Source organism: Paraburkholderia sp. SIMBA_027 (genome assembly GCF_046535315.1).
GTDB lineage: Bacteria > Pseudomonadota > Gammaproteobacteria > Burkholderiales > Burkholderiaceae > Paraburkholderia > Paraburkholderia tropica.
Genome location: NZ_JAWRWY010000011.1, coordinates 250813 through 265183, shown reverse-complemented (window position 1 = coordinate 265183; position 14371 = coordinate 250813). Strand labels below are relative to the sequence as shown.

Annotated in this window: 12 protein-coding genes; 11 read left to right on the top strand and 1 reads right to left on the bottom strand. The window is 65.5% G+C overall.

Annotated elements, in window-relative coordinates; genetic code table 11:
* Positions 1–6: 6 nt before the first annotated feature.
* Positions 7–1398: a PLP-dependent aminotransferase family protein gene (locus tag SB764_RS22110; protein WP_321858606.1), complete on the bottom strand. Its 1392-nt coding sequence runs from the start codon at positions 1396–1398 to the stop codon at positions 7–9.
* 366 nt (positions 1399–1764) lie between these two features.
* On the opposite strand from SB764_RS22110, the gene SB764_RS22105 reads away from it, so the two are divergent.
* From SB764_RS22105 to SB764_RS22055, 11 genes are all read left to right on the top strand, one after another.
* Positions 1765–2247 (top strand): MSMEG_0572/Sll0783 family nitrogen starvation response protein, encoded by a 483-nt coding sequence (locus tag SB764_RS22105; protein WP_065059874.1) that lies wholly within the window; start codon positions 1765–1767, stop codon positions 2245–2247.
* An 18-nt stretch (positions 2248–2265) separates the two neighbouring features.
* Positions 2266–3321, top strand: a complete 1056-nt coding sequence (locus SB764_RS22100) for a Nit6803 family nitrilase (protein WP_074987489.1) — start codon at positions 2266–2268, stop codon at positions 3319–3321.
* Entirely contained in the window at positions 3242–4393 is a 1152-nt protein-coding gene (locus tag SB764_RS22095; RefSeq protein WP_410864883.1) for an MSMEG_0568 family radical SAM protein, read from the top strand. Before SB764_RS22100 ends, SB764_RS22095 begins: the two co-directional genes overlap by 80 nt.
* Complete coding sequence (locus SB764_RS22090) at positions 4390–4929, top strand: MSMEG_0567/Sll0786 family nitrogen starvation N-acetyltransferase (protein ID WP_260183912.1); 540 nt, start codon at positions 4390–4392, stop codon at positions 4927–4929. The genes SB764_RS22095 and SB764_RS22090 overlap by 4 nt, the downstream gene beginning before the upstream one ends.
* Entirely contained in the window at positions 4929–5960 is a 1032-nt protein-coding gene (locus SB764_RS22085) for a sll0787 family AIR synthase-like protein (RefSeq protein WP_410864880.1), read from the top strand. Before SB764_RS22090 ends, SB764_RS22085 begins: the two co-directional genes overlap by 1 nt.
* A gap of 50 nt (positions 5961–6010) precedes the next feature.
* Positions 6011–6292, top strand: coding sequence for an MSMEG_0570 family nitrogen starvation response protein (locus SB764_RS22080; protein ID WP_065059870.1), 282 nt, complete (start codon positions 6011–6013; stop codon positions 6290–6292).
* A gap of 20 nt (positions 6293–6312) precedes the next feature.
* Positions 6313–7611 carry an MSMEG_0569 family flavin-dependent oxidoreductase gene (locus SB764_RS22075; RefSeq protein WP_321893579.1) on the top strand — a complete coding sequence of 433 codons (1299 nt, stop codon included), beginning with the start codon at positions 6313–6315 and terminating at the stop codon, positions 7609–7611.
* Positions 7595–8470, top strand: coding sequence for a Pnap_2097 family protein (locus SB764_RS22070; protein ID WP_065059868.1), 876 nt, complete (start codon positions 7595–7597; stop codon positions 8468–8470). The genes SB764_RS22075 and SB764_RS22070 overlap by 17 nt, the downstream gene beginning before the upstream one ends.
* A gap of 19 nt (positions 8471–8489) precedes the next feature.
* On the top strand, positions 8490–10568 hold the full coding sequence (gene scpA / locus SB764_RS22065; protein ID WP_410864878.1) for a methylmalonyl-CoA mutase: 2079 nt from the start codon (positions 8490–8492) through the stop codon (positions 10566–10568).
* Positions 10569–10844: 276 nt separating this feature from the next.
* Positions 10845–12764, top strand: coding sequence for a hypothetical protein (locus SB764_RS22060; protein ID WP_322008233.1), 1920 nt, complete (start codon positions 10845–10847; stop codon positions 12762–12764).
* Between the two features lie 370 nt (positions 12765–13134).
* Positions 13135–14217: a hypothetical protein gene (locus SB764_RS22055; protein WP_260183909.1), complete on the top strand. Its 1083-nt coding sequence runs from the start codon at positions 13135–13137 to the stop codon at positions 14215–14217.
* Positions 14218–14371: the final 154 nt, after the last annotated feature.

Below are 14371 nucleotides of genomic sequence, written 5' to 3'. Positions count from 1 at the left end.
ATGCGCTCACAGCATCGGCGAATGCAGATGATCGGGATGATCGAGCATATCGGCGACGAGATGCAGCGACTCTTCCATCGCGAGCGCATCGCCGGGACCGCCGAGACAGATCCGCACGGCATTGGGCGGATTGCCGTCGGTGCTGAAGGCCGCGCCCGACACCACGCCAATCTGTTTGGTGCGCAGATGCGAAGCGAGTTCCGACGCGCTCCAACCCGATTCGCGCGGCACCGTGAGCCAGAGATGAAAACACTGCTTCGAGGTTTCGATCTCGCGCGACGCAAACACCTGCGCCGCAATATGCTGACGCACCGCGCACTCGTCGCGAATCGCCGCGAGCATCTGCTGCGCGATGCCGTTTTCGATCCAGCGCGCGGCGAGATGCGACATATACGGGCTCGCCATCACGGTGGTCGCGCGCAGCGCGCCCGAGAGCCGTTCAGCATGGCGTGAACTGGGCGCGACCACATACGCCACGCGCAGACCCGCGCCAAAGCACTTCGACATGCCGGTCACGTAGTAGGTGAGTTCGGGCGCGAGCGTCGCGAGCGCGACGGGCGGCGCTTCGCAGAGCATGCCGTAGGCGTCGTCCTCGATGATCGGCACGTTGTAGCGCAGGGCGATATCGGCGATATGTTCGCGGCGGTTCTGCGAGAGCGTGCGCGTGGTGGGATTCTGCAGCGTGGGATTGCAATAGAGCACGCCGGGCTTGCGCGTCTTGCAGAGCGTTTCGAAGGCGTTGGCGTCGAGCCCTTCGTCGTCGCGCGGCAGCGGCGCGAGCGTCATGCCGAGCTGCGTGGCGATGACCTTCAGGCCCGGATACGCCACGCAATCGACGCAGATCGTCTCGCCCGGCTTCACGAGCCGCAACAGCAACGCCACCAGCGCGTTATGAATGCCGGGGCAGACGAGCACGGCGTCGGCGCGATGCGAAGGCACCGTATGGCGCAGCCATTGACTCGCCACGCCGCGCTCGAATTGCGTGCCGCCAAAATCCTGATAACGCAGCATCGACCAGGCGTCCGCCGCGCCGATGATCTGCGCCGCCGATTCCGCGAGCAGCGCGGTCATCTCCGGCGGCTCGGGCGGCATGTTCATCGTCATTTCGAGCGCCGTGCCCGCGCGCAGCGGCACGGCGGGCGGCCGTCCGCGCACATACGAGCCGCTGCCCGCGCGCGAATCGATCAGGCCGCGCTTGCGCGCTTCGGCATAGCCGCGCGCGAGCGTGGTGTAGTTGATCTTCAGCGCATCCGAAAGATCGCGCAACGCCGGCAGCCGATCGCGCGGACGCAGGCGTCCGCTCGCCACGTCTTCCTCGATGAGATCGGGAATCGTCTGATAAACCGGCTTGTCGCTTTCGGCGAGCCGTTTGAGCCAATGGGCGGTAACGTTCGACATGGACGTGCGCGAGCAATCGCGTGAAGAATGAGCCTCTTCATTCTAGTGACGATCGTCGCCGGAAAATAAATCAATTGATCGCGCGTGATTGCATCGAATGATCCGAATTGATGCATGCAGGCACCGATTCGACGATTCTCTGCCCCATGCGCGGGCGGCCTTTAAATCAAGAGCATCGCGGCGTCCACGGTGTGCCGGTGCACGCGAGCCGCGCGCGCAGAAAAATTTGCCTGGATCATTCGCGACAGGCGGCAATGATTGGAAATTGATCGCATGGCACACGACGTTTGATGGCATAGCCGTTGCGAAATGAGAGACGCCGGCCACCGGTCGGACCAGTCCTCAATCATTGAACGGAGTCACGCAATGCCCGCCATCACCACGCCTGCCCACAAGACCGGCGACTTCCTCGTCGACTACGAAGAGAAGGTGTTCGAGGACGTCAAAGCCGAGCCTGGCGAGAAAGCGCTCGTCACGTTCCATACCGTTGCTTTCGAAGGCTCGATTGGCTTCGTCAACATGCTGCAAGCCACGCGTCTGCAACGCAAGGGCTTCGAAACCTCGATCCTGCTCTATGGTCCCGGCGTGATGCTCGGCGTCCAGCGCGGCTTCCCGACGCTCGGCGCCGAAGCGTTTCCGGGCCACCTGAACTTCAACAACCAGTTGATGAAATTCATGGCCGAAGGCGGCAAGGTCTACGCCTGCCGCTTCGCCTTGCAGGCGCTCTACGGCCAGACCGAGAAGGCGCTGATCGAAGGCGTGCGCCCGATCAATCCGCTCGACGTGCTCGATCTGAAGCTGCTGCATCGCAAGTCGAACGCGCTCGTGATCGATACCTGGACCGTTTGAGCACGCACGGGTATCGCCATGTCGACTCCATCTTCGAAGCGCATCGTGCGCGCCGCCGCGGTGCAGATCGCGCCGGATCTCACCTCGGGCGCCGGCACGCTCGCGCGCGTGTGCGACGCCATCGTCGAGGCCGCGCGTCAGGGCGTGCAGCTCGCGGTGTTTCCCGAAACCTTTCTGCCGTACTACCCGTACTTCTCGTTCGTGCTGCCGCCGGTGCAATCGGGCGCCGAACATCTGCGGCTCTACGAAGAAGCGGTGACGATACCCGGACCCGTGACCGACGCCGTGGCCGCACTGGCGCGCGAGCACGGCATGGTGATCGTGCTCGGCGTGAACGAGCGCGATCACGGCAGTCTCTACAACACGCAACTGATTTTCGACGCGGACGGCCAGCTCAAAGTGAAGCGCCGCAAGCTCACGCCGACGTTTCATGAACGCATGATCTGGGGGCAGGGCGACGCCGCCGGTCTCAAGGTCGCGCAGACGGCGGTCGGTCGAGTGGGCGCGCTCGCGTGCTGGGAGCATTACAACCCGCTCGCGCGCTACGCGCTCATGACGCAGCACGAAGAGATTCATTGCAGCCAGTTTCCGGGCTCGCTGGTCGGTCCGATCTTCGCCGAACAGATCGAGGTGACGATCCGTCATCACGCGCTCGAATCGGGCTGCTTCGTTGTCAACGCAACGGGTTGGCTCAGCGACGCGCAGATCGAATCGATCACGCCCGATCCCAAACTGCAAAAAGCGCTGCGCGGCGGCTGCAATGCGGCGATCGTCTCGCCCGAGGGCCAGCATCTCGCCGCGCCGCTGCGCGAAGGCGAAGGCATGGTGATCGCCGATCTCGACATGGCGCTCATCACCAAACGCAAACGCATGATGGATTCGGTGGGCCACTACGCGCGTCCCGAACTCCTCAGTCTCGCGATCAACGAGCGGCCCGCCGCGCCCGTGGTTTCTTTCGACGAAGCGGGCGCCGCCCCTTCCTGGAGTGCTCAGCATGAATGCCAGCGTCAATCTGCCGGAAACGACACGGCCCGAGTCGATACTGCCCGAGTCGAAACTGCAACTGCTGACTGAGTTGCAGTCGAGCGGACTGCGGCTCGCCGCGCCGGACGCGGCGGGACTCTCGCGTCGCGGCGGCGTGGGACCGTCCGATCACAAGGCCGTGGTGATCGACGGCGTCACGCTGATGGTGCCGGTGCATACGCACGGCGCGCATCAATCGGCGTTCGTGGCCGAGGCGCCCGATGCGAACGGCGTCAGCGTGCTCGCGCGCGGCACCATTCCGGTCGCGCAGATCGCGTTCGCGAAGACGCCGCGCTTCTACAAGCTGCAGACGCTCGACGGCGTGCCGTATTCGCACATCGCCACGCTGCACGGCACCGACGTGCTCGCGACCACGGTGCTGCAAACCTGCATTCGCTACGAAAGCCGCAAGAAGGCGTGCAAATTCTGCGCGATCGGGCAGTCGCTGGCGGCAGGCCGCACGGTCGCGCACAAGACGCCCGAGCAACTGGCCGAAGTCGCGCGCGCGGCCGTGCTGCTCGACAAGGTCAAGCACATGGTGCTGACGACCGGCACGCCGCCCACGCCCGATCGGGGCGCGGCCGTGTTGTGCGACAGCGCGCGCGCGATCCGGCGCGCCGTCGATCTGCCGATCCAGGCGCAGTGCGAGCCGCCCGACGACGACGCGTGGTTCGCGCGCATGCGCGAGGCCGGTATCGATACGCTCGGCATGCATCTCGAAGTGCTCGGCGACGCGCTGCGCGAACGCATCATGCCGGGCAAGGCGACCGTGCCCGTGAGCCGCTATATGACGGCGTTCGAGGCGGCGGTAAAGGTGTTCGGACGCGGCCAGGTGAGCACCTATATTCTCGCCGGTCTGGGCGATTCGCCGGAGCGGATTCTCGACACGGCGCAGCGCCTCGTCGCGCTCGGCGTGTATCCGTTCGTGGTGCCGTTCGTGCCGATTTCCGGCACGCCGCTCGAAGATCACGCGCCGCCCACGCCCGACTTCATGCGCGCGATTCTCGCGCCGCTCGGCGCGATGGTGCGCGAAGCCGGTTTGCGCGCCGACGAGATCAAGGCCGGTTGCGGCAAATGCGGCGCGTGCTCGTCGTTGTCGTCGTTCGAAAAGGTGGCGGCATGAGCGGCGTCTATCGTGGAATCGATTCGAGCCCGGAAATCGTGGTGCGCTGGGCGCGCGAACGCTGGGAGATCGACGGCGCGTATGCGTTGCGGCGCGAGGTGTTCTGCCGCGAGCAAGGGCTTTTCGAGCACGACGATCTCGATGCCGTCGACGCCCACGCGCAGTTGCTCGTCGCGGTGTGCGACGCGCGCGTGGTGGGGACCGTGCGCATTCATCGGCGCGACGCGGCCGATTGCGGCACGACATGGTTCGGCTCGCGCCTCGCCGTGAGCGAAGCCTTCCGCCGTCACGGACGCATCGGCGCGACGCTGATCCGGCTCGCGGTCAGCAGCGCGCATGCGCTCGGTTGCGAGACCTTTCTTGCGCACGTGCAGGCGCAGAATGCGCCGCTGTTTCAGCGTCTGCATTGGCGCACGCTCGACGTGGCGATGCTGTTCGGGCTCGAACATCACCGGATGCAGGCCGACCTTGCGCACTATCCGCCGTGCGCGACGCCTTATCTCGGCTTCGTGGTCGATCAGCGGAGGGCCGCGTGATGGCCGATGACGCAACCGTTGACACGACCGTCGATACAACGACGCTCGACGACCTCGTGGCGAGCGTGCGCGCAAGTCGAGGCGTAGCGCACAAGACCGATATCGCGCCCGTGCTCGCGGCGTTCGCGGACGCCGACGCGTCCGCCGTCATCGGCGCGGGCGACGACTGCGCCGCGCTGCCCGATGGCGACGGCTATCTGCTGTTCGCAGCGGAAGGCATGGTGAGCGATCTGATCGACGCGATGCCGTGGTTCGCGGGCTATTGCTCGGTGCTGGTCAACGTCAGCGACGTGTGCGCGATGGGCGGCCGACCGCTTGCGGTCGTCGACGTGATCTGGAGCGACGGCCTGGCGAACGCGACGCCGGTGCTCGAAGGCATGGCGGCGGCGGCGCGACAGCTCGGCGTGCCGATCGTCGGCGGCCACAGCAACGCGCGCAGCGAACGAACGCAGCTTGCCGTGGCGATTCTGGGCAAAGCGAAGCGGCTGCTCTCCAGTTTCGCGGCGCGCGCGGGCGATCGGCTGATGATGGCGGTCGATCTGCGCGGCGCGTTCGTGGAGCCGTATCCGTACTGGAATGCGGCCACGGAAGCGCCCGCCGAACGCATTCGCGGCGATCTCGCCGTGCTCGCGCAGCTCGCCGAAAACGGGCTGTGCGAAGCAGCCAAGGACATCAGCATGGCCGGCATCGCGGGTACCGCGATGATGCTCGCAGAGTGCTCGCAGGTGGGCGTGCGTATCGATCTCGACGCCGTGCCGCGTCCGCCGGGCGTCGCACTGTCGCGCTGGATGCAGGTGTTCCCGAGCTTCGGCTATCTGCTGAGCGTCGCGCCGCATCACGTCGAAGCGGTACGCGCGTGTTTCGACGCGCGCGGCATCGCGTGCGCGACCATCGGCGAGGTGCACGCCGAACCGACGATCGATCTGCAATGGCGCGGCGAGACGCGCACGGCATGGCGTCTCGACGAGCGCGCCTTCATCGTTCCGGCCGACCGGCGCGCGACCCGCGCGTGGGACGCGCCGGCAGTCTGATTCCACCGTTTTGAATCCACCGTTTGAAAGTTGAACCCCAGGAGAACGCGATGCCCGTTACGCATTTCGTCGTGCGCTGGCCCGACGGCGAAGAGGAGCGCTGCTATTCGCCGTCGACCGTCGTGCGCGAATATCTGCGCCCCGGCGACTATCCGCTCGACGTCTTTCTCGCGCAGGCGCGCGACGGACTCGCGGCGGCCTCGGAACGCGTGCGCGCGAAGTTCGGTTACGCGTGCTCGTCGGCGATGGACCAATGGGCGGCGCTCGAACGCCGCGCCGAACCCTTTCGCACACAGGACGCCCAGGTCGTCACTGTCGTGCAGATCGATTGAACCGTCATAAGGAGAAACGCATGTCCACCCAGACGCACGCGGCCACGTCCGCCCCGACGTCGACGCCCCTTTGCGACGAGCATGTGAGCGTCGTCGTGGTGGGCGGCGGTCAGGCCGGTCTGTCGATGAGCTATTGCCTCAAGCAGTACGGCATCGATCATGTCGTGCTCGAAAAGCACACGGTTACGCATACGTGGCGCGAACAGCGCTGGGACGCGTTCTGTCTCGTCACGCCGAACTGGCAATGCGCGCTGCCCGATTATCCGTATCGCGGCGACGATCCGCATGGCTTCATGAAGAAGGACGAGATCATCGCGTGGCTCGACGGTTTCGTGCAGCACGTCGACGCGCCCGTGCGCGAAGGCGTGGCGGTCACGCGCGTGACGCGGCGCGCGCAGGGCGGCTTCGTCGTGCAGACGAGCGCGGGCACGCTGAGCGCCGATCAGGTCGTGGTGGCCGCGGGCGGTTATCACACGCCGATCGTGCCGCGCATGGCCGAGCGTTTGCCGTCGTCGGTCGTGCAGATCCAGTCGTCGGAATATCGCAATGCGGGCGCGCTGCCCGAAGGCGCGGTGCTCGTGGTCGGCTCGGGGCAGTCGGGCGCGCAGATCGCGGAGGATCTGCATCTGGCCGGACGCAAGGTCGTGCTCGCGGTCGGCGAAGCGCCGCGTTGCGCGCGTTTCTATCGCGGCCGCGACGTGGTCGACTGGCTCGCGGACATGAAGTATTACGACATGCCCGTGGAAGCGCATCCGTTGCGCGAAGGCGTGCGCGACAACACCAATCACTATGTGACGGGCCGCGATGGCGGCCGCGATATCGACCTGCGCAAGTTCGCGAGCGAGGGCATGGCGCTCTATGGCGCGCTCGACGATTACGTCGATGGCGCGCTGCGTTTCAGGCCGAATCTGCGCGCGAATCTCGATAGCGCCGACGAAACCTATAACCGCATCAACGCGTCGATCGACAAGTTCATCGCGCAGAAGGGCATCGATGCGCCGCCGGGCGAGATCTATCGCGCCGTGTGGGAACCGCAGGCGGAGCGCAGCACGCTCGATCTTGCGTCGAGCGGGATCGGCAGCATCGTCTGGTGCATCGGCTTTCGTCCGGACTTCAGCTGGGTCGATCTGCCGATCTTCAACGGGCGTGGCTATCCGGGCCACGCGCGCGGCGTCACCGCGCAGGAAGGACTCTATTTTCTGGGCCTGCCGTGGCTACATACGTGGGGTTCGGGCCGCTTCTCCGGCATCGCGCGCGACGCCGCGTTTCTGGCCGATCGTATTGTCGAGCTGGCGAGGCCCGATGCGCGCGCGGCGTGACGTTGCGCCCGCGAAGCCGCCCGCGCCTGGCCGCACGCACTATCTCGCGGGCATGCCCGAGCTGGCTTTTTCCGGGCTGTCCGAGCAATGGCTGTTGCGCACCTGCGGGCAATTGCACTGGAACGGTCTCGCGGATCAGGTGCGCCTCGCCGCGCCCGACTTCTACGACGACGCGGGCCGCAAGTCCTACGCCGCGTTCACGGCGATACGCGTGCGCGAGGCGCGGCTGGAAGACGTGAGCGAGAACCAGCGCTTCGCCATCGAGGCCGACGTGCGCCGCATTGCAGGCGCGCGTCACTTCGGCGAGTTTCGCGTGTTCACGACCGAGAGCGCAATTGCGAAGGTCGAGATGCTATCGACCTTCGTGCGGCGCGCGTCGAGCGGCGACAACCGCTCGGTCTGCAAGGCTTCGTTCGATCGCCTGCCGGTCACGACCGCGCCGCCGCCCGCCGCCGCGCAAGCCATGCTCGAACAAAGCAGGCGGCTTCGCGCAGGCGAATGGACGCAGCACGGACGCCTTGACCGGAACGCGCACGCGGTCGAGCACGTGGTCGACTATCTGCCGTGCCCGACGCTCGATTTCAACGGCGCGCATCTGCTGTATTTCGCGAGTTTCCAGTCGATGGTCGACCGCGCCGAGTGGCATTGGCGCTCGACGCAGCACACGGCGCCGCCTTCGCTCGTCGAGCGCGAGATGGCGTTCTACGGCAACGCGAATGTCGGCGACAAGCTCGTGCTCGCGTTCGGCGCGCGTCACGCCGATCACGCGGGGCTCTCGCACTGGTGCGCCATTTCCCGCGCGGCGGACGGCATGCGAATCGCCGACGTCGTGACGCACAAGCGCTGGTCGCACGAATGATTCCGCATGACAAATCCGCATGAATGACGCCTATTCCGTGCCGCGCAAGCCGCTCTACACGCGCGCCGATCTGCCCGATGTGCCGTGGCTCGATGCGCGCCCCGGCGAGTTCCCGTTCGTGCGCGGCATCCACGCGACGATGTACGCGCAGCGGCCGTGGACCATCCGCCAATACGCGGGTTACGCCGACGCGAGCGCGACGAATCTCGCCTATCGGCGTGCGATAGAAAGCGGCGCGCGCGGCTTGTCGGTTGCGTTCGATTTACCGACGCATCGCGGACATGATTCGGATGACGAATCAATCGGCGGTGATGTTGTCATGGCGGGTGTCGCGATCGATTCGGTCGAGGATATGAAGCGCTTGTTCGAGGGCATCGCGCTCGACGAAGTCTCCGTTTCGATGACGATGAGCGGCGCGGTGTTGCCCGTGCTCGCGGCCTTCATCGTGGCGGCGGAAGAGTCCGGCGTCGAACCTGCGCGCCTGCGCGGGACGATCCAGAACGACATCCTCAAGGAGTTCATGGCGCGCAACACGTGGATCTTCGCGCCGCAACCGTCGATGCGCATCGCGACGGATGTGGTGCAGCACGTGCTCGCGCATCTGCCGCAATTCAACGCGATGTCGGTGTCGGGTTATCACCTGCAGGAAGCGGGCGCGGACGGCGTGCTGGAGCTGGCGCTCACGCTCGCTAACGCGCGCGAATATGTGCGGCGGCTCGTCGATGCAGGCGCGGATGCCGATCGCGTCTGCGCGCAATTGAGTTTCTTTTTCGCCGTGGGCCCGGACTTCTTCGGCGAGATCGCGAAGCTGCGCGCGGCGCGCGTGTTGTGGGCGGAGCTGGCGCGTTCGCTGGGCGCGCGTTCGGCACGCGCGGCGCAGTTGCGCATGCATTGCCAGACGGCGGGCTCCAGCCTGCACGCCCAGCATGCGCACAACAACATCGTGCGCACGACGATCGAAGCGCTGGCGGCCGTGCTCGGCGGCACGCAGTCGCTGCATACGAACGCCTGGGACGAAGCGCTCTCGCTGCCCGGCGAGGCCGCGGCGACGCTGGCGCGCGACACCCAGCGGATGCTTCAGCACGAAATGGGCTTGTGCGAGACGGCCGATCCGCTGGGCGGCGCGTATATGGTCGAAGCGCTGACCGCGCGCACGATCGACGCCGTGAAGGCGAGGCTCGCCGACATCGACGCGCAGGGCGGCGTGATCGGCGCGATCGAGTCGGGTTGGGTGCAGGCGCAACTTCATCGCGCGGCGACGCAAACCCAGGCGCGCATCGACTCGGGCGAGCAGGTGATCGTCGGCGTGAACCGCGATCGCGCGGCGCCGCCCACGGACAGCGAATGGCTCGACGTCGACGCACGCGTAGTGCGCGCCGTGCAGATCGAACGACTGCGCCAGTTACGTGCGAGTCGCGATGCCGCCCGCGTGCGCGCTGCGCTCGATGCGCTCACGCATGGCGCGGGCGAAGGCGAAGGCGGGGGCGAGGGCAATCTGCTGGCCTTGACGATCGACGCCATGCGCGCCCGCGCGAGCGTGGGCGAATGCACGGCGGCGCTGGAGCGGGTGTGGCCGCGCTGGCACCGGGCGCTCGCGAGCGAGGCGCAGATCTACGCGGCGACGCGCGGCGACGATGCGGCGTGGAACGCGGCGCGCCACGCCGTGGCGCAGTGGACCGCGTTGCAAGGGCGCGCGCCGCGCATCGCGCTCGCGAAGCTGGGCCTCGACGGCCACGACCGCGGCGTGCGCGTGGTGGCGGGCGGGCTCGCGGATGCGGGCTTCGATGTGCGCCTCGGGCCGCTGTTCACGACACCGCAAGAGGTTGCCGCGTGGGCGCACGCGTGCGATCCCGACATCGTCGGCGTATCGACGCTGGCGGGCGCACATGGCGCGCTGGTGCCGACACTCCTCGACGCGTTGCGGGCGCATCGCTGCGACGCGCCGCTCGTGCTCGGCGGCATCGTGCCCGAAGCGCATCGCGAGGCCCTGCTCGCGGCGGGCGTGGCGCGGATCGTCGGGCCGGATACGCCGCTCGACCGGATCGTTCTCGACGTGCTCCGGGCGCTCAGCCCGCAGGCGCAGCCTTCGCCCTGCTGAAAGCGCGCGCGGCGCACCGGCCGCACCAAAGTACCAGCATCGGCGGCTTGCCCGCGCGCCGCACCGTCGCGGGGCATGCGCCTGCACGCCCCGGAACGCCCGACCGGCGGACTTTCCAGCCGATTCGGCAGGCCCCGCCGCGCAACGCCCGTTCCCAAAAAGTGCCAGCGAATCTGCAATTTGTATAGGGACAAGTCCGCGCCTCGGGCCTATCTTCCTATCAGCCTGGCGGTTTGCGCTTTGCTGTGACGCTGATAAAAAATGGAGACTAGTACTGTGCGTTCTTCGCTTCAGTTGAAAACGAAAATCCTGACTTGCCTTTCTCTTGCCACCGCCGTCGCGCTCGCTCACGCAGCGGAACCCGCGACGACGACCAAAGGCGACCTGCTGATTTACCGGATCGGCCCCACCACCTCCGAACTCTACGTCGCCAATGCCGACGGCAGCGACGAACATCGGCTCATTCAATCCGATGGTTTCGACTATCACGGTGCATTCTCGGCGGACGGCAAGTGGGTCGTCTTTACGTCCGAACGCGACGGCCTCGGCCATGCGAGCCTGTATCGCGTGCGGGTGGACGGCACGGGCCTGCAGCGCCTGACCGACTGGACCGGCATCAGCGACGCCGCGGTCTTCAATCCGACCGATTCGAATGTCATCGCGTTCGTTTCCTCGCGTCGCGGCAAGAATACGTGGGGCACCACGAATATCTGGACGCTCAACATCAAGACCGGCGCGCTGCATAACGTGACCGGCAACATCAAGTTCGATCCGGACAAGCCGCACAGCTTCTTCCGGCCGTCGTGGTCGCCGGATGGCAAGTGGATTGCGCTGTCGTCGGATATCGGCAGCGAATGGCGCGGGCACAACCTGCCGGTCGGGTGGGAGCGCACCCAGGAAGGCAGCATCTACGAAATCCATCCGGATGGTACGGGCTTCAAGCAGATTTCCGCGCGCGCCGGTTATACCGAAGGTTCGCCGTCGTGGTCGCAGGACAGCAAGCACGTCGTGTTCTACGAAACGCCGGTCGAATCGACCTGGGGCGCACACCGTCCCGAAGCCATCGGCAAGGTCGATACGCAGATCGTGCAGGTCGACGTGGCGACGGGCGAGCGCAAGGAGCTGACGAGTTCGCCGGGCTTCAAGGTGTTCCCGCAGTACGTGGGCGCGAACGACGTCGCGTGGCACATCAAGAACGGCCCGCAGGAAGGCCTCTACACGACGAGCGGCCAGTCGCGCGTGACGGCGGGCAGCGGCATTCGCTCGCCGCATTACTCGGCCGACGGCAAGAAGGTCGTCTACGAGAAAGTGGTGTATGCAAAACCGTTCCATCCGAACGGCACGCCGCTTTACAGCTTCGATCCGCAATGGAATTACCGTTTCGTCGATGTCTTCCCGCAACTCTCGCGTGACGGCAAGTCGCTCGTGTACACGGAGAAGGCGGTGGGTTCGTCGATCGTGGTGTCGAATGCCGACTTCAGCGACGCGCGCCATATCTACGACCCGGCCACCAGCGGTCTCGATCCGAAGTTGATTCAGATGGGTCTTGCGGGCGCGTTCCAGCCGACGTGGTCGCCGGACAAGCAATGGGTGGCGTTCGGCGTGGGCGGCTGGTTCTTCACGCGCGATCACATGCCGGGCCGCATCATGCGCATCAAGGCCGACGGCAGCATGAACGGCAAGCCGGAAGTGCTGACCGACGGCAAGGAGAACGCGGGCTTCCCGAGCTATTCGCCGGACGGCACGCGCATCGTCTACCGCGTGTGGAGCGAGACGGACAAGGGCCTGCGGATCCTCGACCTCGCGACGCACAAGACCACGGTGCTGACCACCGAGCCGGACAATCTGCCCGGCTGGTCGCCGGACGGCCAGCGGATCGTGTTCACGCGCAAGGAAGTCAATCCGACCGATCCGAACAAGTTCCACTACGACGTGTACACGATTCATCCGGATGGCTCCGACGTGCAGCGCGTCACGACGCCGGGTTCGAATCAGGCGCACGCGACCTGGACGTGGGACGGCCGCATTGCGTACAGCTCGGGTGAATATGGCTTCCGCGACGAGCTTTCGCTCTACGACGACACGTTCCAGCCCGACGGCCAGAACTGGGTGATGAATGCGGACGGCAGCGATCGTCATGCGATTACCGACACGCTGTGGGAAGACTCGATGCCGCTGTATATTCCCCGTCAATAAGAACGCACTGAAGTTTTAATCCGCAAAGGCACCGTGTTCAGGCACGGTGCCTTTTTGTTTTCATCGCGTTCTTATCGACGCCATAGCATCGGATTCCTGATTAATTGAAAAAATGCCTTGAAATAGCCTGAAATATGGGCGACTTCGCGAATCCAGACTTACCCGAGTGCCCCCTCAGATCGCTAAAAAGTGCCAGCGAAAATCACTTTTGTGTAAAGGCAACCACGCTGCTATCGCTTAAATTGCCTATCACCGCAGCCGGCTTTGACTAACGCGATTCACGAAACTTCACGGAACGCGTAGCCGACGGTGCGAAAAATCGAGTCGAAAATCGACCGCGTCTTGCATATCGACAAATATGGAAGGAGACATGAAAAAATCAAACGCTACCCGCATGCCGATGTTGGGTGTGGCTTTCGTCGGCTTGCTGGCTGGTGCGGGGGCCGCTCATGCAGCAGATCCGTCAGCAGGCGCATCGACTGCATCGAGCACATCGAATTCATCGAATTCATCGAGCGCAACCCAGGTCGCCCAGGCAGGCGGTTCGATCTCCAGCGCCGCGCCTCTGACGCTCTCCCAGGCCAGCACGGTGACCGCGCCGCTCTCGCCGCCGCCGAGCCTCTACACGCCGCCGACCTCGTGGAACGACACGTATATCGGCTATCGCGTGGGCACCAACTTCTACTATCCCGGCGTGCGAACGGCATCCGGCGCGCCGGCGAAGATCACGCAGAACATCGGCTATCTGACGACCACGGGCGGCTTCAAGTACGGCAGCTACGCGTTCAACGTGGACTACCTCGTCTCCAGCATGGCGAACCCGGAAGCGGGACCGACCAATGCCTACGGTTATGCGACGGCAGGTTCGGGCGGCGCGCAGGAAGTCTATAGCGTCGGCCGCGTCACGTTCAGCGCGAGCAAGATTTTCGGCCGGCCGTTTTCGTATGGCGTCATGCGCGATTTCGGGCTGACCGTGGGCTATGAATTCGGCACCAAGAACGACGCCTACGCCGAACGGGCTCGCATGGTGGTGGTCGGGCCGACCATCGACTTCGCGATTCCGAATGGCTTCTGGAACGTCACGCTCGGCGTGCGCACCGAGAGCAATCACGACGGCATCACGAACGTCGAGGTGCATTTCAACCCGGCGGTTCACCTCGAAAGTTCGTGGCTCTACGCGTTCCGTCTCGGTCCCGTGCCGCTGGTATTCAAGGGTTTCGCCAGCGTCACCGGGCCGAAGGGCCGCGATGGCTTCGGCGTGGAGACCACGACGGAATTCCTGACGCGCGCCTATCTGCTGGCGGACGTCGGTTCCTTCGTCGGTCATCCGCGCACGGCCTACATGGGTCTCGGTTACGAATACTGGCACAACATGTACGGCACGCGCTCTTCGGAACAGCCGGGCACGACGCAGACCTCGGTCCCGATGTTCGTGGCGGAAATCCACTTCTGATCGGTCCGCGATTCAACGCGGCCATCGTCGACCCAGGGGACTGGGAGGCGATGGCCGGCAATGCGATCGGTCCGGCGCCGACGAAAATCGACAATAAAGAGAGGAATGGGAATGATGAAGAAGCGACTCACAGGCATCGCGCCGCCGAAGGCCA

What these genes read in the sequence shown, in the direction of transcription:
- SB764_RS22110 (WP_321858606.1), bottom strand. Translation starts at nt 1,398, where the DNA reads ATGTCGAACGTTACCGCCCATTGGCTCAAACGGCTCGCCGAAAGCGAC.
- SB764_RS22105 (WP_065059874.1), top strand. Translation starts at nt 1,765, where the DNA reads ATGCCCGCCATCACCACGCCTGCCCACAAGACCGGCGACTTCCTCGTC.
- SB764_RS22100 (WP_074987489.1), top strand. Translation starts at nt 2,266, where the DNA reads ATGTCGACTCCATCTTCGAAGCGCATCGTGCGCGCCGCCGCGGTGCAG.
- SB764_RS22095 (WP_410864883.1), top strand. Translation starts at nt 3,242, where the DNA reads ATGAATGCCAGCGTCAATCTGCCGGAAACGACACGGCCCGAGTCGATA.
- SB764_RS22090 (WP_260183912.1), top strand. Translation starts at nt 4,390, where the DNA reads ATGAGCGGCGTCTATCGTGGAATCGATTCGAGCCCGGAAATCGTGGTG.
- SB764_RS22085 (WP_410864880.1), top strand. Translation starts at nt 4,929, where the DNA reads ATGGCCGATGACGCAACCGTTGACACGACCGTCGATACAACGACGCTC.
- SB764_RS22080 (WP_065059870.1), top strand. Translation starts at nt 6,011, where the DNA reads ATGCCCGTTACGCATTTCGTCGTGCGCTGGCCCGACGGCGAAGAGGAG.
- SB764_RS22075 (WP_321893579.1), top strand. Translation starts at nt 6,313, where the DNA reads ATGTCCACCCAGACGCACGCGGCCACGTCCGCCCCGACGTCGACGCCC.
- SB764_RS22070 (WP_065059868.1), top strand. Translation starts at nt 7,595, where the DNA reads ATGCGCGCGCGGCGTGACGTTGCGCCCGCGAAGCCGCCCGCGCCTGGC.
- scpA (WP_410864878.1), top strand. Translation starts at nt 8,490, where the DNA reads ATGAATGACGCCTATTCCGTGCCGCGCAAGCCGCTCTACACGCGCGCC.
- SB764_RS22055 (WP_260183909.1), top strand. Translation starts at nt 13,135, where the DNA reads ATGAAAAAATCAAACGCTACCCGCATGCCGATGTTGGGTGTGGCTTTC.